Annotated in this window: 21 protein-coding genes and 1 pseudogene; 14 read left to right on the forward strand and 8 right to left on the reverse strand. The window is 64.7% G+C overall.

Annotation, left to right across the window (positions count from 1 at the left end; genetic code table 11):
* Positions 1 to 175 precede the first annotated feature (175 nt).
* From KSS94_RS16315 to KSS94_RS16325, 3 genes and pseudogenes are all read left to right on the forward strand, one after another.
* Positions 176 to 1,381 carry an MFS transporter gene (locus KSS94_RS16315; RefSeq protein ID WP_217839129.1) on the forward strand — a complete coding sequence of 402 codons (1,206 nt, stop codon included), beginning with the start codon at positions 176 to 178 and terminating at the stop codon, positions 1,379 to 1,381.
* A 79-nt stretch (positions 1,382 to 1,460) separates the two neighbouring features.
* Positions 1,461 to 2,006, forward strand: a complete 546-nt coding sequence (locus tag KSS94_RS16320) for a cupin domain-containing protein (RefSeq protein WP_217839130.1) — start codon at positions 1,461 to 1,463, stop codon at positions 2,004 to 2,006.
* 7 nt (positions 2,007 to 2,013) lie between these two features.
* Positions 2,014 to 2,277, forward strand: a pseudogene (locus KSS94_RS16325) (DUF7693 family protein); the annotation flags it as partial.
* On the opposite strand, the gene KSS94_RS16330 reads toward KSS94_RS16325, so the two are convergent.
* Together KSS94_RS16330 and KSS94_RS16335 are read right to left on the reverse strand one after the other, a co-directional pair.
* Positions 2,269 to 2,865 carry a 2-hydroxychromene-2-carboxylate isomerase gene (locus KSS94_RS16330; RefSeq protein ID WP_217839131.1) on the reverse strand — a complete coding sequence of 199 codons (597 nt, stop codon included), beginning with the start codon at positions 2,863 to 2,865 and terminating at the stop codon, positions 2,269 to 2,271. The pseudogene KSS94_RS16325 and the gene KSS94_RS16330 overlap by 9 nt on opposite strands.
* Positions 2,866 to 3,219: 354 nt before the next feature.
* On the reverse strand, positions 3,220 to 3,951 hold the full coding sequence (locus KSS94_RS16335) for an SDR family oxidoreductase (protein WP_217839132.1): 732 nt from the start codon (positions 3,949 to 3,951) through the stop codon (positions 3,220 to 3,222).
* 79 nt (positions 3,952 to 4,030) lie between these two features.
* Between KSS94_RS16335 and KSS94_RS16340 the strand changes: the two genes are divergently transcribed.
* The 4 genes from KSS94_RS16340 to KSS94_RS16355 are packed head-to-tail and all read left to right on the forward strand — an operon-like array spanning position 4,031 to position 6,543.
* Positions 4,031 to 4,585 carry a TetR/AcrR family transcriptional regulator gene (locus KSS94_RS16340; RefSeq protein WP_217839133.1) on the forward strand — a complete coding sequence of 185 codons (555 nt, stop codon included), beginning with the start codon at positions 4,031 to 4,033 and terminating at the stop codon, positions 4,583 to 4,585.
* Positions 4,572 to 5,162, forward strand: a complete 591-nt coding sequence (locus KSS94_RS16345; RefSeq protein ID WP_217839134.1) for an eCIS core domain-containing protein — start codon at positions 4,572 to 4,574, stop codon at positions 5,160 to 5,162. Before KSS94_RS16340 ends, KSS94_RS16345 begins: the two co-directional genes overlap by 14 nt.
* Positions 5,163 to 5,221: 59 nt before the next feature.
* Positions 5,222 to 5,623 (forward strand): MerR family transcriptional regulator, encoded by a 402-nt coding sequence (locus tag KSS94_RS16350; RefSeq protein ID WP_217839135.1) that lies wholly within the window; start codon positions 5,222 to 5,224, stop codon positions 5,621 to 5,623.
* A 20-nt stretch (positions 5,624 to 5,643) separates the two neighbouring features.
* Positions 5,644 to 6,543 (forward strand): hydroxymethylglutaryl-CoA lyase, encoded by a 900-nt coding sequence (locus KSS94_RS16355; protein WP_217839136.1) that lies wholly within the window; start codon positions 5,644 to 5,646, stop codon positions 6,541 to 6,543.
* Positions 6,544 to 7,095: 552 nt separating this feature from the next.
* Here KSS94_RS16355 and KSS94_RS16360 read toward each other — a convergent pair.
* Complete coding sequence (locus KSS94_RS16360) at positions 7,096 to 7,614, reverse strand: MgtC/SapB family protein (protein ID WP_217839137.1); 519 nt, start codon at positions 7,612 to 7,614, stop codon at positions 7,096 to 7,098.
* A 244-nt stretch (positions 7,615 to 7,858) separates the two neighbouring features.
* Here KSS94_RS16360 and KSS94_RS16365 point away from each other — a divergent pair, with 244 nt between their 5' ends.
* The 5 genes from KSS94_RS16365 (at position 7,859) to KSS94_RS16385 (ending at position 15,295) form a co-directional block, all read left to right on the forward strand.
* Complete coding sequence (locus tag KSS94_RS16365; RefSeq protein ID WP_217839138.1) at positions 7,859 to 8,098, forward strand: DUF3203 family protein; 240 nt, start codon at positions 7,859 to 7,861, stop codon at positions 8,096 to 8,098.
* 121 nt (positions 8,099 to 8,219) lie between these two features.
* Positions 8,220 to 9,629, forward strand: coding sequence for a cytochrome c oxidase accessory protein CcoG (gene ccoG, locus KSS94_RS16370; RefSeq protein WP_217839139.1), 1,410 nt, complete (start codon positions 8,220 to 8,222; stop codon positions 9,627 to 9,629).
* Positions 9,630 to 9,667: 38 nt separating this feature from the next.
* A complete protein-coding gene (gene mapR / locus KSS94_RS16375) occupies positions 9,668 to 11,077 on the forward strand; it encodes a GntR family transcriptional regulator MpaR (RefSeq protein WP_217839140.1) in 1,410 nt (469 codons plus the stop codon).
* A gap of 81 nt (positions 11,078 to 11,158) precedes the next feature.
* Positions 11,159 to 13,174 carry a PAS domain-containing protein gene (locus tag KSS94_RS16380; protein ID WP_217839141.1) on the forward strand — a complete coding sequence of 672 codons (2,016 nt, stop codon included), beginning with the start codon at positions 11,159 to 11,161 and terminating at the stop codon, positions 13,172 to 13,174.
* Positions 13,175 to 13,216: 42 nt separating this feature from the next.
* Complete coding sequence (locus tag KSS94_RS16385; protein ID WP_217839142.1) at positions 13,217 to 15,295, forward strand: ATP-binding protein; 2,079 nt, start codon at positions 13,217 to 13,219, stop codon at positions 15,293 to 15,295.
* Between the two features lies 1 nt (position 15,296).
* Here the strand turns inward: KSS94_RS16385 and KSS94_RS16390 are convergent, their stop codons facing one another.
* A complete protein-coding gene (locus KSS94_RS16390) occupies positions 15,297 to 16,043 on the reverse strand; it encodes an SDR family oxidoreductase (protein WP_217839143.1) in 747 nt (248 codons plus the stop codon).
* A 715-nt stretch (positions 16,044 to 16,758) separates the two neighbouring features.
* Positions 16,759 to 18,951, reverse strand: coding sequence for an OsmC domain/YcaO domain-containing protein (locus KSS94_RS16395; RefSeq protein ID WP_217839144.1), 2,193 nt, complete (start codon positions 18,949 to 18,951; stop codon positions 16,759 to 16,761).
* A 167-nt stretch (positions 18,952 to 19,118) separates the two neighbouring features.
* Here KSS94_RS16395 and KSS94_RS16400 point away from each other — a divergent pair, with 167 nt between their 5' ends.
* The gene (locus KSS94_RS16400; protein WP_217839145.1) at positions 19,119 to 19,703 is read left to right on the forward strand and encodes a hypothetical protein; all 585 of its coding nucleotides are present in this window, start codon (positions 19,119 to 19,121) and stop codon (positions 19,701 to 19,703) included.
* Between the two features lie 30 nt (positions 19,704 to 19,733).
* Here the strand turns inward: KSS94_RS16400 and KSS94_RS16405 are convergent, their stop codons facing one another.
* Both KSS94_RS16405 and KSS94_RS16410 read right to left on the reverse strand, forming a co-directional pair.
* Complete coding sequence (locus KSS94_RS16405; RefSeq protein WP_217839146.1) at positions 19,734 to 20,138, reverse strand: hypothetical protein; 405 nt, start codon at positions 20,136 to 20,138, stop codon at positions 19,734 to 19,736.
* Positions 20,139 to 20,415: 277 nt separating this feature from the next.
* Positions 20,416 to 21,582: an aminotransferase-like domain-containing protein gene (locus KSS94_RS16410; protein ID WP_217839147.1), complete on the reverse strand. Its 1,167-nt coding sequence runs from the start codon at positions 21,580 to 21,582 to the stop codon at positions 20,416 to 20,418.
* Positions 21,583 to 21,664: 82 nt separating this feature from the next.
* Here KSS94_RS16410 and KSS94_RS16415 point away from each other — a divergent pair, with 82 nt between their 5' ends.
* Positions 21,665 to 22,105: a MarR family winged helix-turn-helix transcriptional regulator gene (locus KSS94_RS16415; protein ID WP_217839148.1), complete on the forward strand. Its 441-nt coding sequence runs from the start codon at positions 21,665 to 21,667 to the stop codon at positions 22,103 to 22,105.
* Positions 22,106 to 22,202: 97 nt separating this feature from the next.
* Here KSS94_RS16415 and KSS94_RS16420 read toward each other — a convergent pair whose 3' ends face one another.
* Positions 22,203 to 22,634, reverse strand: coding sequence for a hypothetical protein (locus KSS94_RS16420; RefSeq protein ID WP_217839149.1), 432 nt, complete (start codon positions 22,632 to 22,634; stop codon positions 22,203 to 22,205).
* Positions 22,635 to 22,653 lie beyond the last annotated feature (19 nt).

Raw genomic sequence — 22,653 nt, forward strand, 5'->3', positions numbered from 1 at the left:
CGGTCGGAATGCTCATTTACAACCCGTAAAGTCGAGCGCGACTCCGACCGTTCCTCGCCTGTTTTCGCCTTGCCTGATCGCCGCTCGGCGACTTTTCGTACAAACCCCAGGGTCGACAAATGTAAATAATTATTACTAACATTGGCGCTCATTTCGCCACTGCCCTGGATTGCCCATGAACGTTGCAAAGGACCCTGCCACCTTCACCCCCGCCAGTACCCTCGACCTGCGCCCACTGATGCTGGTCAGCATGGCCTGCACCCTGTCGATGATGGCCTTCGTCGCCCTGATCGGCCCCATCGCCCGCCTGCTCGGCATGGCCACCTGGCAGGCCGGTGCAGCGGTCACCGTGGCCGGCGTGGTGTGGGTGCTGCTGGCCCGGCCCTGGGGCCAACTGGCCGACCGTTATGGCCGGCGCCGCGTGCTGCTGCTGGGCAGCGCCGGCTTCACCCTGGCCTATTGGGCGCTGTGCCTGTTCATCGACGGTGCCCTGCGCTGGCTGCCGGGCGCCACCACCGCGTTCGTCGGTCTGATGCTGGTGCGCGGGCTGATCGGTGCCTGCTATGCCGCCTTGCCGGTGGGTGCCAATGCCTTGATCGCCGACCATGTCGAGCCACAGCGCCGGGCCCGGGCCATGGCCTCGCTGGGTGCGGCCAACGCCGTCGGCCTGGTGCTCGGCCCAGCGGTGGCGGCGTTGTTGGCGCGCTACAGCCTGAGCCTGCCGTTCTACGTGCTGTCGGTGCTGCCGGCGCTAGCCTTTGTGGTGCTGCTGTTCAAGCTCAAGCCGCAACCGCTGCCCCACGCCCATGCCCCGCAGCCGGTGCGCCTGGGCGACCCGCGCCTGCGCCGGCCGCTGCTGGTGGCGTTTTGCGCCATGTTCAGCGTGACCGTGTCGCAGATCGTGGTGGGCTTTTTCGCCCTCGACCGCCTGCAACTGCCGGCCACCGAGGCCGCCCAGGCCGCCGGTATCGCGCTGACCACCGTGGGCGTGGCGCTGATGCTGGCCCAGGTGCTGCTGCGCCAGCTGGAATGGCCGCCGCAGAAGATGATCCGTATCGGTGCCTGCGTTTCCGGGCTGGGCTTCGGGGCGGCGGCCTTCGCCAGCAGCGCCCCCTGGCTGTGGGCCGCATTCGCCGTGGCGGCGTTTGGCATGGGCTTCGTGTTCCCGGCGTTTTCCGCCCTGGCGGCCAATGCCATGCAGGCTTCCGAGCAGGGTGCCACCGCAGGCTCCGTGGGCGCCGCCCAGGGCATGGGCGCGGTGATCGGGCCGCTGGCCGGCGCCCTGGTGTACACCCTTGACCCGCGCCTGCCGTTCCTTGCCGTGGCCGCCTTGCTGGTGCTGCTGGGGCTATGGCCGGCATCGGCGGACAAGCGCCACTGACGCACAGGGGCGCAAGGCCTGCAGAGTGTGTTTTAATGCGTCGCCCATTATTTTTGACACCTCTGCAAACAAGGCGGCTATGGACACCGGGACACGACTCAAACTGGTGCGTGAACGCAACAACCTCTCCCAACGGGAACTGGCCCGCCGCAGCGGCCTGACCAACTCGACCATCTCGCAGATCGAGCAGAACCGTGTCAGCCCGTCGGTCAGTTCGCTGAAAAAGCTGCTCGAAGGCATCCCCATGTCGCTGGCCGAGTTCTTCAGCTTCGACGAGCCGGTGCGTGAAGAGCGCTTCGTGTTCCGTGGCGGCGAGCAACCGGACCTTGGCCGTAACGGCCTGCGCATGCTGCTGGTCGGCGCCAGCGTCGAAGGTCGGCAGATGCGCATGCTGCGCGAGCTGTATGCCCCGGGCGCCGACTCTGGCGAGCCGATCGTGCATTCGGTGGGCGAAGAATGCGGCCTGGTCACCCGTGGCACCATGGAGCTATGGGTCGATGGCCAGGTGAGCATCCTCAACGCCGGTGACGGCTACTACATCCCCACCACCCTGCCCCACAGCTTCAAGAACATCGGCCCCGACGAGGCCGAGATCATCAGTGCCAACACCCCGGCGAACTTCTGATAGCGCAATGATCACCAGCCGCGAGGTGTACCAGTGCCTGCGCGACGCCGCGCTGGGCGTTGCGCAGCAGGTGGTCGCCCAGCGGCAGCAGCTGCATATCGACGGCTGGCAACTGGCCCTGGTGCTGGACGCCGAAGGCCTGGCCAGTTGCAGCCAGGCCCGCAGCCCCGATGGGCGCCAGGCCAGCCTGGCCGACTGGCCACGCTACGGCACCAACCCGGTGGACCACCTGAGCCTGTGGGAGCGCCGGCAGATCGAGCGGTTACTGGCCGGCCAATGCCTGCTCGACGAAGTCCAGCCGGTCCTGGCCGAAGAACATCTGCCTGTCGACAAAACAGGTAGGCGCGCCGAATAAGCCCCTCTCCACTGCCTGTTGCGTTGCCGCCTTCAATGCCTCCTTGACGTCGGCACGCGCGGCCAGGGTCTGGAAGGCTTGCGCATCGAAGCCGCCCTCGGCCAGGGTACGGCCCAGCACATCGGGGTCGGACAGATTGCGCTGCTGTACCCACAACCCTTCGAACAGCACCTTGAGCAAGGCCTCGAAGCGCTCGGGTGCGTGCAGTTGCGTGCCGATCAAACCGCGCATCAGGTTCAGGGTATTGACCGGAAAGCCCAGCGGCAGGCCGAACGGCACGCCGTAGCGCTCGGCGTAGCGGGCAAGGTCGATGAACATGTAGCGCCCCTTGGCCGGCACCATTACCGGCGAAGCGTTGCCGGTAGCCTGGAACACACCGCCCAGCAGCATCGGACGGTACAGCAGGTGTGCCTGATGGCGGGCGCACAGGGCTGGCAGTTGAGTCCAGGCCAGGTAGCTGGCGGGGCTGCCGAGGTCGAAGTAGAAGTCGAGGTTTTTATGCATGGGGGTTCCTTGAATGCCTGTGGGGGTTGTGCTGCCTGGGCCGGCCCTATCGCCAGTTCAAGCCGGCTCCTACAGATGGTTCGCGATAGCCGACGTTGGCGCACGCCCCTGTAGGAGATCACCCAGCCCTTCGCAGATGTACTGCGGTCTCTGTGGGAAGCGGCCTTGCCGGGGCGCCGTCCGGTCGAGATGGGGCGCGAAGCGGCCCCAAGGCCTCGGTCTCATGCAAAATTGCCGGGGCTGCTGCGCAGCCCATCGCGACACGAGGCCGCTTCCCACGAAGACCGCGTTAAATCACTGAGTTGTAGTTTGTTCTAAGAGAGCCGGCTTGCCGGCGATAGGGCCCTCACAGGCCTACCACCGCTCCATCCATGGCCGCAGGTCGAGTTCGAACGTCCAGGCATCGCGCGGCTGGCTGTGCAGGTACCAGTAACTGTCGGCAATGTGCGCGGGGTCGAGGATGCCGTCCTGGCCCTTCAGCGCATAACGCTCAGGGAAGCTGTCGCGAATAAACGCGGTGTCGATGGCGCCGTCCACCACCACATGGGCGACATGGATGTTGCGTGGGCCAAGCTCGCGGGCCATGCTCTGGGCCAGGGCGCGCAGGCCATGCTTGGCCCCGGCGAAGGCGGCAAACCCGGCAGCGCCGCGGGTACCGGCGGTGGCCCCGGTGAACAGCAGGGTGCCGCGCTCGCGCTGGACCATGCGCCGGGCCACGGCCTGTGCGGTAAGAAAGCCTGCAAAGCAGGCCATTTCCCAAATTTTGAAGTATTTGCGCGGGGTCTCGTCGAGGATGCTGCACGGCACGTTGGCGCCGATGTTGAACACGAACGCCTCGATCGGGCCAATATCGCGCTCGATGGTTTCGACCAGCTCGGCCACCTCATCCTCCTTGCGCGCGTCGGAGCCAAAACCATGGGCCTGGCCGCCAGCGGCGCGGATCTCGTCCACCAGCGGTTGCAGCTTCTCGACCTGGCGCCGGGTAACACAGGCGATGTAACCCTCACGGGCAAAGCGCTTGGCGATCTCGCCGCCGGTGGCATCGCCCGCCCCCACCACCAGCACGACCTTTTGTTGTTCTGCCATGGACCGCTCCATTAGTGAATGATCGTTTAGTAAACGAACGCTATGCTACGATCACGCCATCGTCAAGCCAGGTGCCCGCATGCGTTACTCCACCGAACACAAACAGCAAACCCGCGAAAAGCTGTTGGCCAGCAGTGGTGCACTGGCCAAGCGCGGCGGTTTTGCCGGTACCGGCGTGGCTGGGCTGATGAAGGCCATCGGCCTGACGGGCGGTGCGTTCTACAACCACTTCCCGTCCAAGGACGACCTGTTCACCGAGGTGGTGCGCCGCGAGCTGGGCAACAGCCCGCTGGCCCGTACCAGCATCGACCGCCCGCGCCTCAAGCGCCTGCTGGAGCAGTACCTGTCGCTGGCCCACCTGCACGACGCCGAGGGCGGCTGCCCGCTGCCGCCACTGGGGGTGGAGATCGCTCGCGCCGAGCGCCCGGTACGCGAAGAAGCCGAACACTGGCTGGTGCAACTCCAGCAGGCCTGGGGGGCTACATTGGGTGACCCGCAACTGGCCTGGGCACTGATCAGCCAGTGTGTCGGCGCCCTGATGGTCGGGCGCATGCTCGCCAGCGAGCCGGTGCAGGAACAAGTGTTGCAAGCCAGCCGCACGCTGCTGGAGCAGGTGCTCGATGAGGCTGGTTAACGCACTGTTGGGTCTGTTGCTGGCTGCCCCGGCCCTGGCCGGCAACTGCCCCGAGGGCCAGTACGAGGCCTGCGTGGTGGTGTGTTTCTGCATGCCGGTGGGTGAAGGCCAGCCGGGCGATGTGTTCAAGGATGTCGAGAACATGGCCACCGCCAGCCTGGTGTTCGCCCTGCGCCAGGCCAGAGATGAGGCCAACGCCAGCGGCACCCAGCCGATCCCTTTGCATATCCGCGCCCAGCTCGAACCCTGGTACGACTTCGCCGTGCTGGACGCCGCACGTTACCGGGTGGGTAACGAACAGCAGATCAGCGCCGCCAACGCCCTGCTGCAGAACCCCGATGTGAATGCGGTGACGCTGATCGACACGGTGATCTTCCGCCGCAGCACCGACGCCGAGGACAACGTGGCGCTGTGGGCCCACGAGCTCAAGCACGTACAGCAGTACCAGCAACTGGGGGTTGAGGAATTCGCCCGACGCTACACCCGCAACTACGACGAGCTTGAGGCGCCCGCCTACAAGATCGAGGCCGAAGTGGCCAAAACCCTGCGTGAACGGGGCGCAGGCGGCGCGCGCTGAGCTTGACGTATACGTAAACCTGGATTTAGGTTAGCGCGACCGATCCTTCGAGCCGCGCCATGACCAGCCAGACCTACAGCATCTCCGATTTGTCCCGCGAGCTGGACATCACCACCCGGGCCATCCGCTTCTACGAAGAACAGGGCTTGCTCAGCCCCGAGCGCAAGGGCCTGGAACGCATCTATTCGGCGCGCGACAAGGTGACCCTCAAGCTCATCCTGCGCGGCAAGCGCATCGGCTTTTCGCTGGCTGAGTGCCGCGAACTGATCGAGCTGTACGACCCCACCGGCGGCAACCTCAAGCAGCTCAACAGCATGCTGGTGAAGATCGCCGAGCGCCGCGCCCAGCTGGAGCAGCAGATGCTCGATATCCAGCAGATGCACCTGGAACTGGACACCGCCCAGGAGCGCTGCGAGCAGGCCCTGGCCGCCACCCTGAACAAACAGCCCCACCACCGTTGACCTGCCACAGGAACCCCGCCATGTCATTGCCCCGTAAAGTGCGCCTGGTCGAAGTCGGCCCGCGCGACGGCCTGCAGAACGAAGCCCAGCCCATCAGCGTCGCCGACAAGGTGCGGCTGGTGGACGACCTCACCGACGCAGGCGTTGGCTATATCGAGGTGGGCAGCTTCGTCTCGCCCAAGTGGGTGCCACAGATGGCCGGCTCCGCCGAAGTGTTCGCCGGCATTCGCCAACGAGCAGGTGTTACCTATGCCGCGCTGGCGCCGAACCTGCGCGGTTTCGAAGATGCCGTTGCGGCCGGGGTGAAGGAAGTGGCGGTGTTCGCCGCCGCCACCGAGGCGTTCTCCCAGCGCAACATCAACTGCTCGGTCAGCGAAAGCCTGATGCGCTTCGAGCCGATCATGGACGCTGCACGCAGCCACGGTGTGCGGGTGCGCGGCTATGTGTCCTGCGTGCTGGGCTGCCCCTACGAGGGCACCGTCAAGGCCGAGCAAGTGGCCCCGGTGGCCCGCGCCCTGCACGACATGGGCTGCTACGAGGTGTCGCTGGGCGACACCATCGGCACCGGCACCGCCGGTGATACCCGCAGGCTGTTCGAGGTGGTATCGGCACAGGTGCCACGCGAGCAGCTGGCCGGGCACTTCCACGACACCTACGGCCAGGCGCTGGCCAATGTCTACGCAAGCCTTATGGAGGGCATTGCAGTGTTCGACAGCTCGGTGGCCGGGCTGGGCGGCTGCCCCTACGCCAAGGGCGCCACCGGCAATATCGCCACCGAAGATGTGCTGTACCTGCTGCAAGGCCTGGGCATCGACACCGGCATCGACCTCGACAAGCTGGTCGATGCCGGGCTGCGCATCAGCGAGGTGCTGGGCCGGGCGACGGGCTCGCGGGTGGCACGGGCACGCAGTGCACGGTAGGTCACACGGCTGTCACACAAATGTGGGCGCGAGTGTTACCGCCTACACGTCCAACAGCAAAAAATCGGGTAACAGGGAAACAAATCGACAAAATTTCAGGTGCCTGCCTTTCCGCAAAAATCACCAAGTCATTGATTTTAAAGGGTTTTAAAAAGTTGGCACGGCACCTGCTATATCTCTGGCACAACAAGAACAAAAAACAGCGACATCTAATAAAAACAACATGTAACGGCTCTGACATAACAAGAACAACACGGCAGAGGCGTAGCAAGCAGATTTTTTTGGAGTCGACGTGCTTTCCAGGGAAGCTTTCGCAGAAAAGCCCCGCAACCGGTCACAGAACAATAAAACTACCTGCAAGGTAGCGGCAGTCACGGTTGGATCACACGTTGGATGAACGCAAGTCAGCGCTCAAAAAAATACGTTTGCTCTTGGCCCCGGATAGGGGCCCCCGCAGCACCGAGGCAAAGGCCGACAAAAACAACAACAGGCCAGTCTCCAATAATAATAAAAGAGCAGGCAACAACGCTTTGAGGGGAGCTTCGGCTCCCCTCAGTGCTTCCTGTCCTCCTCCTCCTTGCGCTTCTCCTCGCTTTCCCCCTCTACCTTCTCCACCAGCAATGGCATGCTGCCCAGCACCAGCAGCGCCAGCACCGTACTCACCAACGCCGTGGCCTCGCGCCCCATGCCGGCGGCCGTGCCGATGGCGGCGGTCATCCATAGCCCGGCGGCAGTGGTCAGGCCCTTCACGTGGCTGGTGTCCTGGCCGTTACCCTTGAGAATGGTACCCGCCCCCAGAAACCCGATACCGGCAACGATGCCCTGTATCACCCGGCTCAGCGCCTGTGCGTCGGCGCCGGCCATGCTCGGCGCCAGCACGAAGAGCGCCGCGCCCATCGACACCAGCATGTGCGTGCGCACCCCGGCCGACTTGCCCTTGCTCTCGCGCTCAAAACCCAGCACCGCGCCCAGCAGTGCGGCCATCATCAGGCGCACGAGGATCTGCGTGACCTGGCGCGCGTCGGTGATGTCGGCGAATTCGGCCTGGATGGCTGCAAGGATGGTGTCCATGGGGCTCCCGAAGTGATGGCAGTGCGGTTGTAGGAGCGACTGAGTTGCTCAATTGCCAAACGCTGTGGGAAGCGGCCTTGAACAAGGCCGCTTCCCACAGGGACCGTATAACTCTCAAGCCGGCCCCTACAAAAAGCGACCTCACAGAGTGCCGCGAGTGCCACGGCAACCACCCAGCGGATGGTTGCAGCATCTGCCGCACCCCTGCGGTCCACCGCGTAACACCCCAACGGAGGCCACCCCCATGCCCGTCGAAGTCGACCCCAGCACCCGCCGTTGCACCCTGATCGGCGACCATATCCGCCTGGAGGGCACTGGCCCGGAAATCGAGATCGTCACCGACGAACAGCTACGCATGTCGGTGGCGATCCTGGCCGGTGAACGCATCCCCATCACCGAAAGCGAAGCCGATGCGCTGACTGTTGCAGGTGCGGTGGATAGCCGCAGGCACCTCAAGGCCAGCACGCCAGGCTCGGTAATCTAGGGGCTGCGCGGCAATAGAGGGCAATCTGATACGGTTTTTATCGCCGTAGCTGAGTCTGTGCTGCAAACAGATCGGCGGCCATAGTGCCCAGGCCTGATCCAGGCCTGATGAGCGATGAACCATGAGCGACCGTATTCCCTTCCGAGTCATCGAGATTGCCCCCGCCGCCGTCAAACAGAGCAAAAGCCAGCCTGGCGGCGGCATTCACACCCGCAGCTTCACAGGCCTTTACCGTAACCTGCGCATCGGCTTCGCGGGCCTGCTGTTCGCATTGTTCTTCGGCACCGCCTGGCTGCAGTGGGGTGGCCGCCAGGCCGTGCTCTGGGACCTGGCCGAGAGCAAGTTTCACATTTTCGGCGCAACCTTCTGGCCGCAGGACTTCATCCTGCTGTCGGCGCTGCTGATCATCTGCGCCTTCGGCCTGTTCGCCATCACCGTGTTCGCAGGCCGGGTGTGGTGCGGTTACAGCTGCCCGCAAAGCACCTGGACCTGGCTGTACATGTGGTGCGAGAAGGTCTGCGAGGGTGACCGTAACCAGCGCATCAAACTCGCCGCCGCGCCCTGGGGCCTGCAAAAGCTCGCCCGGCGCAGCCTCAAGCACACGCTGTGGCTGGCCATCGGCTTGCTCACCGGGCTGACCTTCGTCGGCTACTTCACCCCGATCCGCCCGCTGGCGGCAGAGCTGCTGAGCTTCGAGCTCGAAGGCGTGGCGCTGTTCTGGGTGGTGTTCTTCACCGCCGCCACCTACCTCAACGCCGGCTGGCTGCGCGAGGCGGTGTGCCTGCACATGTGCCCCTATGCGCGCTTTCAGAGCGTGATGTTCGACAAGGACACCCTGGCGGTGGCCTACGACCCGGCCCGCGGCGAAGCGCGCGGGGCGCGCAAAAAGGGCAGCGACCCGCGCAGCCAGGGCCTGGGCGACTGCATCGACTGCACCCTGTGCGTGCAGGTGTGCCCCACCGGCATCGACATCCGCGACGGCCTGCAGATGGCCTGCATCGGCTGCGCCGCCTGCATCGACGCCTGCGACGAGGTGATGGACAAGATGGGCTACGCCCGCGGCCTTGTCGGCTACAAGTCCGAGCACACCCTGCAGGGCGGCACCACCCACTGGCTGCGCCCGCGCCTGCTGGGCTACGCCGCGGCGCTGCTGGTGATGATCGGCGCGTTGGTGATGGCCTTGCAGCAGCGCCCGATGGTGTCGCTGGATGTGATCAAGGACCGCGGCCTGTTCCGCGAAAACGCCTTGGGCCAGATCGAGAACATCTACCTGCTGAAAATCATCAACAAGACCCAGCAACCCCAGCAGTACCACCTGCGCCTGGTGGACGCCGACGGCTTCGAGCTGCACGGCAGCAGCACCTTCAGCATCGGCGCGGGCGAGATGAGCGAGCTGCCGGTGTCGGTGGCGATGCTGGCCGAGCGCCCGGCCAGCAGCTCGCAGGTACTGACCTTCGAGATCCAGGACAGCGACCAGCCCGACATCCGCAGCAGCGCACAAAGCCGCTTCGTCGCGCCAATGAACCGCTGAGCCGATACACTCACCACCACCTTGCCAGTGCAGACCCCATGAAACGCTACGAACGCTTTGCCGATGACATTGCCGAACTGATCCGCACCGGGGTGCTTGGCCCCGGGGAGCGCGTGCCGTCGGTGCGTTATGCCAGCCAGACCCACGGGGTCAGCCCGTCCACAGTGTTCCAGGCCTACTACCTGCTGGAGCGTCGCGGGCTGATCCGCGCCCGGCCGCGCTCGGGCTACTTCGTCAACGCCCACACCCCGCGCCCGTTCAGCGAGCCGGACACCCAGGTGCCGGCGGGCGAGTCCACCGATGTGGACGTCAGCGGCCTGGTGTTCTCGATCCTCGACTCGATCAAGGACCCGCACACCGTGCCGTTCGGCTCGGCCTTCCCCAGCCCCACGCTGTTCCCGCTGCAACGCCTGTCGCGCTCGCTGGCCAGCGCCAGCCGCGCCATGGACCCGCGCATGGTGGTCACCGACCTGTCGCCAGGCAACCCGCAGCTGCGCCGGCAGATCGCCCTGCGCTACATGGTCGGCGGGCTGATGCTGCCCATGGAGGAGTTGCTGATCACCAACGGCGCGCTGGAAGCCCTCAACCTGTGCCTGCAGGCAGTCACTCAGCCAGGTGACCTGGTGGCCATCGAGGCACCGGCTTTTTATGCCTGCCTGCAGGTGCTCGAACGCCTCAAGCTCAAGGCCGTGGAAATTCCGCTGCACCCGCGCGAAGGCATGGACCTGACGGTACTGGCGCAGACCCTGGACAAGCACCCGGTCAAGGCGGTGTGGTGCATGACCAACTTCCAGAACCCGGTGGGTGCGAGCATGCCCGAGGCGAAGAAGCAGCAGTTGGTGGAGTTGCTGCGCCGCCACCAGGTGCCGCTGATCGAAGACGACGTGTACGCCGAGCTGTACTACTCGCAGCAGGCGCCCAAGCCGGCCAAGGCCTTCGACACGCAAGGCCTGGTGATGCACTGCGGCTCGTTCGCCAAGAGCCTGGCACCGGGCTACCGCATCGGCTGGGTAGCCGCCGGGCGCTTTGCCCAGAAGATCGAGCGGCTCAAGCTGATGACCTCGCTGTGCGCCTCGATGCCGGCCCAGGCGGCGATTGCCGATTACCTGCAACACGGCGGCTATGACCGCCACCTGCGCAAACTGCGCTACGCCCTGGAAGGCCAGCAGGCCAACATGCTGGCGGCGATTACCCGGCATTTTCCGGCCCAGACTCGGGTCAGCCAACCCAGCGGTGGCTACTTCCTGTGGCTGGAGCTGCCCGAGCAGATAGACGCACTGAAGCTGTTCCACATGGCCCAGGCCCAGGGTATCAGCATCGCGCCGGGGCCGATCTTCTCGCCCACCCGGCGCTTCGCCAATTGCATCCGGCTCAACTATGGCAGCCCGTGGGGTGACAGCTCGGAACACGCCATGGAGACACTGGGGAAGATTATCAGGTCGTTTTGAAAGCCCTGCTGTGAAGACGAGGGCCGAGCGCGTGTCGTGGCCGCTGACTATAGTAAAAGCTCGCCTCGTTGGATCCACGTCATGCCCACCCCCGACTCAGCGGCCTGGCCTTCCCCTGCCGCGCATACAGCATCGTCACAGCTGGACTGGTTGTGCGAACACATGGCCGAAGGGCTGTGCATCGTCGAGCTGATAGATGGCCCCCACGGCCCACTCAGCGATTATCGCTATGTCTATGCCAACGCAGCCTGCACCCGCCATACCGGCTTGCGCAAGGTGATCGGCAACACGCTACGCGAAACCGTGCCTGGCGAGGCTGATGCCTGGATCGGGCACTACACCTCGGTGCTGCACAGCGGCGAACCCAAGTACATCGAGCAACGCCTGCAAATGACCGGGCGCAACCTGGCGCTGTCGATCCATCGCCTGGAGCCTGCCAGCGCGCGGCGCATGGCCGTACTGTTCCACGAGCGCACCGCCGCCTGGGAATCCCGCGCCGACTTGCTGCACCTCAATCAGCAGCTGGGCCAGCAAGTGGACGAGGCGCAGGCGCAGCACAAGCTGTTCGCCCAGCTGGTCGACAGCAGCCTGGCAAGTGTGATGGTGGTCGACCGCGACATGCGCGTGCTGGCGATCAACCGCACGGCGCGGCAAACCTTTCTCGCCCTGGGCCTGCCCGAACCACTGCTGGGGGTGAGTTTTCGCGACTACCCGCCGGTCTTTCCACAAGCCAAGGCGCAACTGCTGGCGCTGTGGGAGCGAGCGCTGGCCGGCGAGGTGTTCGTCGAAAACGTCACCCTCCAGATACCCCCGGCCGAGCGGCACTACGAGATGCGCTTCAACCTGCTGCGCGATGCCCAGGGCGTCATGCTTGGGGCCTACCTGTTCGCCTATGACATCAGCCAGCGAGTCGCCGAGCAGCGCCGCCTGCGCGACACCGAACAGGCCTTGCGCAATGCCCAGAAAATGGAGGCCGTGGGCCAGCTGACCGGCGGAATCGCCCACGACTTCAACAACCTGCTGGGGGGGATTTCCGGCGCCCTCGAACTTGCCGGCATGCGCCTTGACCAAGGGCGTGGCGAAGATGCACGCAACCTGCTGGGGATCGCCCAGCAAAATACCGCCCGCGCCGCGCAATTGGTGCAGCGCCTGCTGACCTTCGCCAGGCACCAGACGCTGCAACCCCGCCTGATCGACCTGCATACTCTGTTGCAAGGCATGCAGCCGCTGATCCTCACCTCGCTGGGCGAACACATCACCCTGGTAGACCTGACCCAACCCGGGCAGTGGCAGGCTTGCGTCGACCCTTCGCAACTGGAAAACGCCCTGCTCAACCTGTGCATCAATGCCCGTGACGCCATGCCGGGCGGCGGCACCCTGACCCTGGCCTGCGCCAACCTCAGCCTGTCACAGGCTCAGGGCGAGGCGCTGCAACTGCCTGGCGGCGACTACCTGCAACTAAAGGTGCTGGACAACGGTTCGGGCATGAGCGAGAGCGTCAGCGCCCGAGCCATCGACCCGTTCTTCACCACCAAACCGCTCGGCCAGGGGACTGGCCTGGGGCTGTCGATGGTGTACGGCTTTGTGCGCCAGTCTGGTGGTCAGTTGCATATCTACTCAAGCCCCGGGCAAGGCACACGCGTGCACCTGTATCTGCCCAGGCACATTGGTAGCGCCGAGGTGCCTGCGGCCGCTTCGCTGCAACCGGCGCCAGCACCTGAAAACCTGGGCGCCTGCAGGGTAGTGCTGGTGGAGGATGACCCGATCCTGCGGGTGGTGATCGGTGAGGTGATGCTGGACCAGGGCCACCAGCTAGAGGCTTTCGGTACCGGTATCGAGGCCCTCGATGCACTGCGTGAAGGCCCGGCCCCTGCCCTGTTGATCACCGACATCGGCCTGCCGGGCGGGCTGGACGGTCGCAAGCTGGCCCTGCAGGCACTGGTACTGCATCCTGAGCTGCGCATTCTGTTCATCACCGGATATGATCAGGCGCAGGCGTTGGCCGACTTCCCGTTGACCGACGCGATGGCCAGTATCGGCAAGCCGTTCCAGCTCGAGGCAATGCTTGCTGTCGCCCGGGGCCTGCTCGCCCCCTGACCTGGGCCCTGGCCCTTTCGAACATTCATGACGGACCCGTTGATGCCAGCATCGAAGACCACGGCTCAGGACGCTCTGCTGCAGCGCCTGCAGGCGCTGGAGCAAGACAACGCGCGGTTGCAGGCCGAAGTGCGCGAGCTGAAGGCAAACGTCGACGACGTGGCGCTTTACCGCTTTCTGTTCGAAACCATGGAAGAGGGTTTCTGCATCATCGAGTTCGTCGACGGTCCCCACGGCCCCGACAGCGACTACGTGCACATTCTGGCCAACGCCGCCTATGCCCGCCATACCGGCATCCCCAACGTGGTCGGCCAGTACCTGCGGCAAATGGTGCCCGCCGAGGCCGACCAGTGGATCGCACGTTACGGGCATGTGCTGCACAGCGGCGAGCAGTTGCAGTTCGAGCAGGAACTGGTGGCGACCGGGCGCGTACTGTCGGTTACCACCTTCCGTATCGAGCCGGCCGAGAAACGCCAGGTTGCCGTGCTGTTCAAGGACATCACCGCCCGTTATCGCGCCGAAACGGCGCTGCAGCAGCTCAATGACCAGCTCGAGCAGCGCGTCAGCGCTGCACTGGCCGAGCGCGGCCTGTTCGCCGAACTGGTCGAGCGCAGCGTGGCGCGGGTTCAGGTGCTGGACACCTCGCTGCGCCTGCTGGCGGTAAACGCACGCGCGGTCAAGGATTTCGAATTCTTGTTCGGGCGCAGCATCAAGGCCGGCGACAGCCTGCCCGAATGCATGACGGGCTTCCCCGACGACTGCCAACGCGCCCTGGCCCTGTGGCACCGGGCGCTGGGCGGTGAAAGCTTCACCGAGGTCATCGAGTACGGACGCAGCGGCCGCCTGCGGCATTTCGAACTGCGCTTCAACCCGCTGCGCGACAGTGCAGGCGTTGTGTTCGCAGCCTACCTGTTCGTGTATGACATCACTCGTCAGGTGGGTGAGCAGCAACGCCTGCTCAAGGCCGAAGAAGCGCTGCGCCAGGCGCAAAAAATGGAAGCAGTAGGCCAACTGACCGGGGGCATCGCGCACGATTTCAACAACCTGCTTGGCGGCATTCTCGGCGCCCACGAACTGATCCAGCAGCGCCTGCAACAGGCGCGTCTGGACGATGTCGCAAGCTTGCTGGCAACCGCCAGCCATTCGGCCAAGAGCGCGGCGGCACTGGTGCATCGCCTGCTGGCGTTCTCGCGGCGCCAGACCCTGGTGCCCCAAGCCACCGCAGTCGATGGGCTGATCCTGGAAATGGAGGACCTGGTCCGGCGCAGCGTCGGCCCGGCCATTGCCGTCAGCGTGCACTGCGCACCGCGGCTGTGGCCCACCTTCATCGACCCGCCGCAGTTGCAGAGCGCCCTGCTGAATTTGTGCATCAACGCCCGCGACGCCCAGCCAGGCGGCGGACGGATCGATATCCAGTGCCACAACCGCGAGATTGATGCCGTGCAGGGCGAAACCCTCGACCTGCCCGCTGGCCCTTACCTGTGTGTCAGCGTCGAAGACAGCGGTCGTGGCATGCCCCCGGATGTGGTGGAACGCGCCATCGACCCGTTCTTCACCACCAAGGCACTGGGCCAGGGTACCGGCCTGGGGCTGTCGATGGCCTATGGTTTCGTGCGCCAATCAGGCGGCCAGTTGCAGATCCATTCATCCCTTGGCAAGGGCACCCGGGTAGAACTCTACCTGCCCCGCCACAGCGAAGCGGCGAAACCCTCCCAGCAGCGGCCTGCGCCCGCCCTGGTGCCGGCGCAAGGCTGCGCGAGCATTCTGCTGGTGGAAGACCAGGCACCCTTGCGCATGGTGATCGGCGAAGTGCTGGAAGAAGTCGGCTACCAGGTGCGTGCCGTCGAGCATGGGCAGGCTGCGCTCGCCGCCTTGCACGACGGCTTGCGCCCGCAACTGTTGATAAGCGACATCGGCCTGCCAGGTGGCCTGGATGGCCGCCAGGTCGCCGAAGCGAGCCGGGCCTTGTTGCCGGGCCTGCCGGTGTTGTTCATCACCGGTTACGACGTGAGTGCCGCGCTGCGCGACGGCCAGTTGCCTGCGCGCACGGCGGTGTTGCTCAAACCTTTCGACCTGGCAGATATCGTCGACAAGGTGGCCCAGTTGCTGGCGATGAGCTGAGTCAGCGGCCCCCGCCCAGGTCGAGGAAGCTGCCGGTGGAATAGGACGCCTTGTCCGACAGCAGCCACAGTATGGCTTCGGCCACCTCCTCCGGCTGCCCGCCGCGGCCCATGGGCAGGCCAGGTTCCAGCTTGGCGACACGCCCTGCGTCGCCGCTCAGGGCGTGGAAACCGGTGTGGATGTAGCCTGGGCGCACGCCATTGACGCGCACGCCCTCGCCGGCCACCTCCTTGGCCAGGCCAAGGGTGAAGGTGTCCAGTGCGCCCTTGGAGGCCGCGTAGTCGACGTACTCGTTGGGCGAGCCTAGCCGAGCGGCCACCGACGATACGTTGACGATCGCCCCGCCTTGCCCGCCGTGGCGCCGGGCCATGCGCAGCAGCGCGTGCTTGGCGCAAAGCATGGGGCCGACCACATTGGTTTTCATGATTTTGAGCAGGCGGAATTCGGACATGTCCTCGACGCGGCTTTGCGTGGCGATGGTGCCGGCGTTGTTGACCAGCGCGGTGACCGGGCCGAGGTCGTGGTCGACGCGCTGGAACATGCGCACCACTTCATCTTCGACGCTGGCGTCGGCACGTACCGCGATGGCCGTGGCGCCGAGGGCGCGGACCTGGGCCAACACCGAGTCGGCGGCCTGGTCGTCGGCATGGTAGTTGATGCAGATGCGGTAGCCTTGATGTGCGGCCATTATTGCGGTGGCGGCACCGATGCCGCGGCTGGCGCCGGTGATGATGATGACCTTTTCCATGAGCCTGCCATGTGACTGGATGGGGGTTACAAGGTTAGGGGAAATGCCGGGGGTTGGGATAGGGGGGTGGGGTTTTGAGTTCGGGGTCGGGGTCGGGGTCGGGGTTTTATGGTGATTGCTTTGGGAGATGTATGCTCATTCATTGACGATGAAGGCTTTTCGTCACCTTTCCGCCCTTACGGCGGGTTACTTTGGACGGCCAAAGTAACCAAAGCCGCCTGCTCCCATCATCCGGCCCCCTACGCTGCGCTTCGGGGGTTCCCTCGCTCCGGGCTTGCTCCGGAGGTACGCGCCGACGGGCCGTCCCTGGCCCGATCGGCGCTCGACCGGCATCCATGCCGGTCGCCCTCCTACGCAAGCCCTACGCTCGGCCTCCTGAAGTCGCGATTTGTGTTGCCTGAACTATCGCGCGCTTAGAAGCAAGATCAAGAGCCAGATCAAGAGCCAGATCAAGAGCCAGATCAAGAGCCAGATCAAGAGCTGGGATGTTGGTTTAATTGTTATTGATGTGTTGTTTGTTCTGGCCCTATCGCCGGCAAGCCGGCTCCTACAGTGGAACGCGTTAATTTGGAAAACGCGTCCCCCTGTAGGAGCCGGCTTGCCGGCGATTGCAATCCTGAGGCCCCACAAATGCAACTAGCAACCGAGCTGCGCCAGCACAGGCGCCGCCACTAACTTCGCGACTTCAGGAGGCTTCACTGCGGGATTGCGTAGGTCAACCCTGAGCAACCCTACCCCGCGCCGCATGCAGCTTCTTGTAGCTCTCCACCAACCGCAAATGCCGATCAAGCCCCTCAAGCTTCATGCTGGTAGGCGTCAGCCCATGGAACCGCACACTGCCATCCACCGACCCCAGCACCGCATCCATCCGCTCGTTACCGAACATGCGACGGAAATTGCCCTCGTAGTCGGCCATCTCCAACTCGTCATCCAACACCACCTCCAGCACCACGTTCAGCGCCTGGTAGAACAACCCACGCTCGACCGTGTTGTCGTTGAACTGCAGGAACATCTCCACCAGTTCCTTGGCATCGTCGAAACGCTGCAGCACCAGGTGCACCAGCAGCTTCAGCTCAAGAATGGTCAGCTGGCCCCACACCGTGTTGTCGTCGAACTCCACGCCAATCAGCGTGGTGATGGTGGTGTAATCGTCCACCTCGGCGTTGTCCAGGCGCTTGAGCAACAGCTTCAGGTTGCGGTTGTCGAGCTTGTGCAGGTTGAGGATGTCGCTACGGAATTCCAGCGCCCGGTTGGTGTTGTCCCAGATCAGGTCCTCCACCGGGTAGATTTCCGAATAACCCGGCACCAGAATGCGGCAAGCCGTGGCGCCCAGGTCGGTGTACACCGCCATGTACACCTCCTTGCCCTGCTCCTCGAGGATGCCGAACAACGTCTGCGCTTCCTGCACGTTGGAGTCCTGCCCCTCGCCCGAGAAGTCCCACTCGACGAACTCGAAGTCGGGCCTGGCACCAAAGAAGCGCCACGACACCACACCACTGGAGTCGATGAAGTGCTCGACGAAGTTGTTCGGCTCGGTCAGCGCCAGGCTGTCGAAGGTCGGTTGCGGCAGGTCGTTCAGGCCCTCGAAGCTACGCCCCTGCAGCAGCTCGGTAAGGCTGCGCTCCAACGCCACCTCAAAGCTTGGGTGGGCGCCGAACGAGGCGAACACGCCACCAGTGCGCGGGTTCATCAAGGTCACGCACATCACCGGGAACTCACCGCCCAGCGAAGCATCCTTGACCAGCACCGGGAAGCCCTGCTCCTCCAGCCCCTGAATGCCGGCGACGATGCCCGGGTACTTGGCCAGCACCGCCTGCGGCACGTCTGGCAGGCACAGCTCGCCTTCGAGGATTTCGCGCTTCACCGCCCGCTCGAAAATCTCCGACAGGCACTGCACCTGGGCCTCGGCCAAGGTGTTGCCGGCGCTCATGCCGTTGCTCAGGTACAGGTTCTCGATCAGGTTGGACGGGAAGTACACCGTCTCACCGTCCGACTGGCGCACGAACGGCAGCGAGCAGATGCCCCGCGCCTTGTTGCCCGAGTTGGTGTCGTACAGGTGCGAGCCGCGCAACTCGCCGTCCGGGTTGAAGATCTCCAGGCAGTATTCATCGAGAATCTCGGCGGGCAGCGCGTCCTTCGGCCCGGGCAGGAACCACTGCTCGTTCGGGTAGTGCACGAACGGCGCGTTGGCGATGTCCTCACCCCAGAACTGGTCGTTGTAGAAGAAGTTGCAGTTCAACCGCTCGATGAACTCGCCCAGCGCCGAGGCCAGCGCGGCTTCCTTGGTGGCGCCCTTGCCGTTGGTGAAGCACATCGGCGACTGCGCGTCGCGCACATGCAGCGACCACACGTTGGGCACGATGTTGCGCCACGAGGCGATCTCGATCTTCATGCCGAGCCCGGCGAGGATCGCCGACATGTTGGCGATGGTCTGCTCCAGCGGCAGGTCCTTGCCGGCGATCAGGGTCTGGCTGTCGGACACCGGCATCAGCAGCGCCTGGGCGTCGGCGTCGAGGTTTTCGACCTGCTCGATGATGAACTCAGGGCCGGTCTGCACCACCTTCTTCACCGTGCAGCGGTCGATGGAACGCAGGATGCCCTGGCGGTCCTTCTCGCTGATGTCCTCGGGCAGCTCGACCTGGATCTTGAAGATCTGGTTGTAGCGGTTCTCCGGGTCGACGATGTTGTTCTGCGACAGGCGGATGTTCTCGGTGGGGATGTCGCGGGTCTGGCAGTACAGCTTGACGAAGTACGCCGCGCACAGCGCCGAGGACGCCAGGAAGTAGTCGAACGGCCCCGGCGCCGAGCCGTCGCCCTTGTAGCGGATCGGCTGGTCGGCGATCACCGTGAAGTCGTAGAACTTGGCTTCGAGACGAAGGTTGTCGAGAAAATTGACCTTGATTTCCATGCGAAGGGGTACCAGGAAGCGGGGCGGAAAATGGCCGGCATTATCCGGGATTTTTGCCAGGAAGTGTTGGCGGGTGTTCGGCGCCCGACCGCGCCCCTGACGGGCGGGTTGAGCAGCAATGCCAGTTGCGGCAGAATCCGCCGCGCAAAATACACATGGACGTTGTGATGAATGCCCTGCTACGCAAAGTCGTTGAACAGATGACAGCGCGCCCAATCTTGATCGTCACCCTGCTGCTGCTCTGCGCCTGCGAATCCGGAAGGCCCAGAGCCCACCTGACCTATCTGGACATCGAGCGCATTGGCAGCAATGACTATGTCATCCACTACAGCGCCGACATGGACCTGTTGAATGTCCTCGTCGACGACCGAGGCACCGGCCAGATCACCAACTTTCTGATCTGCTCGCTGGACGGTGATCCGCTGTTCAGCGCAGACCACGAAATCGAAAAGTCCTTCTGGGGCGATATCGGTGGCAAAGGCCGCACACCCGGGCCACCCTACCGGTTCGCCACCCGAGGCAGCCTCAGCTTGACGCTCGATGAGGGTGGCTCGCAGCGCGACCTCGACAGCACCGAACTCCGGCACATGCTGGCTCAGCGGGAGTCGGTCCCGTGCAAGGCACGGATCGCCAACTTCATCTACAAGATCTACTTCAGCCATTCGATGTGGATACCGACTGCAGATATTCTGCGCGAAATCGATAAACCCGCCTCGGCCTGGAAGCCCTTGCCAGAAACGCCTTTTTATTGAGGCTTGTGGGGGCAACCGCTGACCGCCGCCTCACCGCGTATAACGAATGACGATCCCCTTCAGCTTGCGCCCTTCTACCGACTCGATATCCCGGTCCCACATCGGCCCGCGCACATAGGCAGCCACGGGCTGGATACGGTCGTAAACCACCACCACCGCATCGCCGCCGATAGCCGCCGCCTCGCTGCGCAGCTTCTGCTCGATCGCGCTGACCGAGGCCGCAGGCTCGGTGCCGGCGCTGACCAGGATTTCGCCCAAACGCACATGGGGCCGGGTGGGTTCGCTGCGCAGGATCTCGACGTTGCCCGGCGCGGTCGGCGCCGGGTGCGGGGCGCCGACGTATTCGGTGGTGTGCGCATCGATGCTGCTGCAGGCGGTCAGCGCCAGGGCCATGGCGCCCAGCAGCATGGCGGGGATGAAACGGAGCTTGGACATACCTGTTCCTCCTTGAGTTGGCTGGTTCAAGGATGGCCCACAAATGCCCGTTCGCAAGCCCGCCTCACACCCTGAGCGGCCTTCCCGGGGCGCCGTCCGGTCGCGATGGGGCGCGAAGCGGCCCCAAGGTCTCGGCCTCATGCAAGATTGCCGGGGCTGCTGCGCAGCCCATCGCGACACGAGGCCGCTTCCCACAGGGACCGCGTTAAATCAATGAGTTGCAGTTTGTTCTAAGAGAGCCGGCTTGCCGGCGATAGGGCCACAACAGCCATACCCCCTATGCCGCCCTGCCCTGCACCCCCTCGCGCACCACCTGCGCCAAACGCCGCAACCCCTCATCCAGCAGCTCAGGCTGCACATGGCTGAAGTTCAAGCGCATATGCCCCAGGTGCCGGTCCGGCTCGGGGAAGAACGCCTCCCCCGGCATGAACGCCACATCCACCGCCAGCGCCGCCGGCAACAGCGTGCGGGTATCCAGCGGCTGCTTGAGGGTCAGCCAGAAGAACAACCCGCCCTCAGGCACCTGCCACTCGGCAAGGTCAGCGAAATGCGTGTGCAGTGCGTCCTGGAACGCATCACGCCGGTCGCGATAATAGCTGCGCAGGGTCGCCAGGTGCTGCTGGTGTTTTTCACTGCCCAGCCACTGCAGTACCTGCCACTGGCCGATGCGGTTGGTGTGCAGGTCGGCGGCCTGCTTCAGGCGCAGCAGGTAGGGGAACAGGTCGGGGCTGGCGATCAGGTAGCCCACCCGCAGGCCCGGTAGCAGGGTTTTCGAGGCGGTACCGGTGTAGATCCAGCTGGCCTTGCGCAGGCGCCCGGCGATGGGCGTGGCGCTGGCGCCGTCAAAGCTCAGCTCGCGGTATGGCTCGTCCTCGATCAGGGTCACGCCGAACTCGTCCAGCAACGCCGCCACCGCCTCGCGCTTGGCCTGGCTGTAGCGCAGGCCCGAAGGGTTCTGGAAGGTCGGGATCAGGTAGACGAAAGCCGGGCGCTGCTGTTCAAGGCGTTGGCGCATGGCCGCAAGGTCCGGGCCATCGGCCTGCATCGGCAGCGCCAGGCAGTCGGCGCCGAACAGCTGAAAGTTCTGCAGTGCGGCCAGGTAGGTCGGCGCCTCCAGCAACACCGGAGTGCCCTTGTCCAGGTACAGCTTGGCCGCCAGGTCCAAGGCCTGCTGCGAGCCGCTGAGCACCAGCACCTGGCTGGCCTGGCAGTCGATGCCCTGGGCCCGCGCCTCGGCCGCCAGGGCCTCGCGCAGGGCCGGTTCACCCTCGCTCATGCCGTACTGGCCCATGCCCAGCGGCAGGTCGTCCCACTGCACCTTGGGCAGCATCGACTCGGCCGGCAGCCCGCCGGCAAACGACATCACCCCCGGGCGCTGGGCTGCCGCGAGGATTTCTCGGATCAAAGAACTCTTGAGGCGCGTGACACGTTCGGAAAAGGCCATGGGGGTCACCAGTAGCGAGGCGTTGGGGAAATACGTCAAACTGATTGACCGAAATTACGATGCCCGCCACGGATAAGTCAATATGATTGACCTTAAAAACCCCGCCTGCCAGCAACAGGCCATGGAAGCCTTCTTCTTCGGCTACCAGGCGTTCACCGCCAAACCCGACGAGATGCTCGAGCGCCGAGGGTTGGGCCGGGTGCACCAGCGCATTTTGTTTTTCATCGCACGCTACCCGCAGTTGAGCGTGAAGGCGCTGCTGGAGGTGCTGGGCGTGAGCAAGCAGGCGCTGAACATGCCGCTGCGTCAGCTGACGGAGATGCGCCTGGTGCACAGCGTGGCGTCGCAAGCCGACAAGCGCATGCGCCTGCTGGAGCTGACCGAGGAAGGGGCACGCCTGGAACAGGCGCTGCGTCGCGAGCAGGTGAAACTGCTGGAACGGGCCTTCGCCGAGGCCGGCGAGGCGGCGGTCAATGGTTGGCTGGCGGTGAACCAGGCATTGGCCAGTGGGGGTGGGGAGTAACCTTCAAGGGCCTCATCGCCGGCAAGCCGGCTCCTACAACGGATCGCACGACCCTGTAGGAGCCGGCTTGCCGGCGATGAGGCCAGACCAGGCCAACTCAGGCCTGGGTGTCGACCACGCTGCCGGCGCTGCTGCCGCCGTCCTTGGTCAAGGCTTCGAGCAGCTTGCCGGTCGCGGCCAGCAACTGGCCGGTCAGGGTGGCGATGCTCGATTGCTTGGCCGCCACCTGGGCCTGCTTGGCAGGGTCGTCACCAGCCTGCGCCATCAACGACGCCAGTTGCTTCTGCTCATCGGCCAGTTGCTTTTGCAACTGCTTGATCAGTTCGCGCAGGGTCTTGACTTCGACCGACTCGCTGCTGCCGCTGTCGGAGGCTTCGGCCTTGCCACCAGCGGCGGCGCTCTTGCCGGTGGTCACCTGGCCCATATCGGCCTTGACGCCTTTGGTGATGTCCTCGCTCGCCTGGGTGGCGGTCGAAGTGCTGGCCTGGGTGGCCGCGGTGTTGATGGTGATTGCGCTGATACCTGCCATGTCCCTGATCCTCTAGAAG

The sequence above is a fragment of the Pseudomonas fakonensis genome, from assembly GCF_019139895.1.
In the GTDB taxonomy this organism is placed as follows: domain Bacteria; phylum Pseudomonadota; class Gammaproteobacteria; order Pseudomonadales; family Pseudomonadaceae; genus Aquipseudomonas; species Aquipseudomonas fakonensis.

Excerpts from the sequence above, each read along its gene's own strand:
- KSS94_RS16315 (WP_217839129.1), top strand. The coding sequence starts at position 176 with ATGAACGTTGCAAAGGACCCTGCCACCTTCACCCCCGCCAGTACCCTC.
- KSS94_RS16320 (WP_217839130.1), top strand. The coding sequence starts at position 1,461 with ATGGACACCGGGACACGACTCAAACTGGTGCGTGAACGCAACAACCTC.
- KSS94_RS16330 (WP_217839131.1), bottom strand. The coding sequence starts at position 2,865 with ATGCATAAAAACCTCGACTTCTACTTCGACCTCGGCAGCCCCGCCAGC.
- KSS94_RS16335 (WP_217839132.1), bottom strand. The coding sequence starts at position 3,951 with ATGGCAGAACAACAAAAGGTCGTGCTGGTGGTGGGGGCGGGCGATGCC.
- KSS94_RS16340 (WP_217839133.1), top strand. The coding sequence starts at position 4,031 with ATGCGTTACTCCACCGAACACAAACAGCAAACCCGCGAAAAGCTGTTG.
- KSS94_RS16345 (WP_217839134.1), top strand. The coding sequence starts at position 4,572 with ATGAGGCTGGTTAACGCACTGTTGGGTCTGTTGCTGGCTGCCCCGGCC.
- KSS94_RS16350 (WP_217839135.1), top strand. The coding sequence starts at position 5,222 with ATGACCAGCCAGACCTACAGCATCTCCGATTTGTCCCGCGAGCTGGAC.
- KSS94_RS16355 (WP_217839136.1), top strand. The coding sequence starts at position 5,644 with ATGTCATTGCCCCGTAAAGTGCGCCTGGTCGAAGTCGGCCCGCGCGAC.
- KSS94_RS16360 (WP_217839137.1), bottom strand. The coding sequence starts at position 7,614 with ATGGACACCATCCTTGCAGCCATCCAGGCCGAATTCGCCGACATCACC.
- KSS94_RS16365 (WP_217839138.1), top strand. The coding sequence starts at position 7,859 with ATGCCCGTCGAAGTCGACCCCAGCACCCGCCGTTGCACCCTGATCGGC.
- ccoG (WP_217839139.1), top strand. The coding sequence starts at position 8,220 with ATGAGCGACCGTATTCCCTTCCGAGTCATCGAGATTGCCCCCGCCGCC.
- mapR (WP_217839140.1), top strand. The coding sequence starts at position 9,668 with ATGAAACGCTACGAACGCTTTGCCGATGACATTGCCGAACTGATCCGC.
- KSS94_RS16380 (WP_217839141.1), top strand. The coding sequence starts at position 11,159 with ATGCCCACCCCCGACTCAGCGGCCTGGCCTTCCCCTGCCGCGCATACA.
- KSS94_RS16385 (WP_217839142.1), top strand. The coding sequence starts at position 13,217 with ATGCCAGCATCGAAGACCACGGCTCAGGACGCTCTGCTGCAGCGCCTG.
- KSS94_RS16390 (WP_217839143.1), bottom strand. The coding sequence starts at position 16,043 with ATGGAAAAGGTCATCATCATCACCGGCGCCAGCCGCGGCATCGGTGCC.
- KSS94_RS16395 (WP_217839144.1), bottom strand. The coding sequence starts at position 18,951 with ATGGAAATCAAGGTCAATTTTCTCGACAACCTTCGTCTCGAAGCCAAG.
- KSS94_RS16400 (WP_217839145.1), top strand. The coding sequence starts at position 19,119 with ATGAATGCCCTGCTACGCAAAGTCGTTGAACAGATGACAGCGCGCCCA.
- KSS94_RS16405 (WP_217839146.1), bottom strand. The coding sequence starts at position 20,138 with ATGTCCAAGCTCCGTTTCATCCCCGCCATGCTGCTGGGCGCCATGGCC.
- KSS94_RS16410 (WP_217839147.1), bottom strand. The coding sequence starts at position 21,582 with ATGGCCTTTTCCGAACGTGTCACGCGCCTCAAGAGTTCTTTGATCCGA.
- KSS94_RS16415 (WP_217839148.1), top strand. The coding sequence starts at position 21,665 with ATGATTGACCTTAAAAACCCCGCCTGCCAGCAACAGGCCATGGAAGCC.
- KSS94_RS16420 (WP_217839149.1), bottom strand. The coding sequence starts at position 22,634 with ATGGCAGGTATCAGCGCAATCACCATCAACACCGCGGCCACCCAGGCC.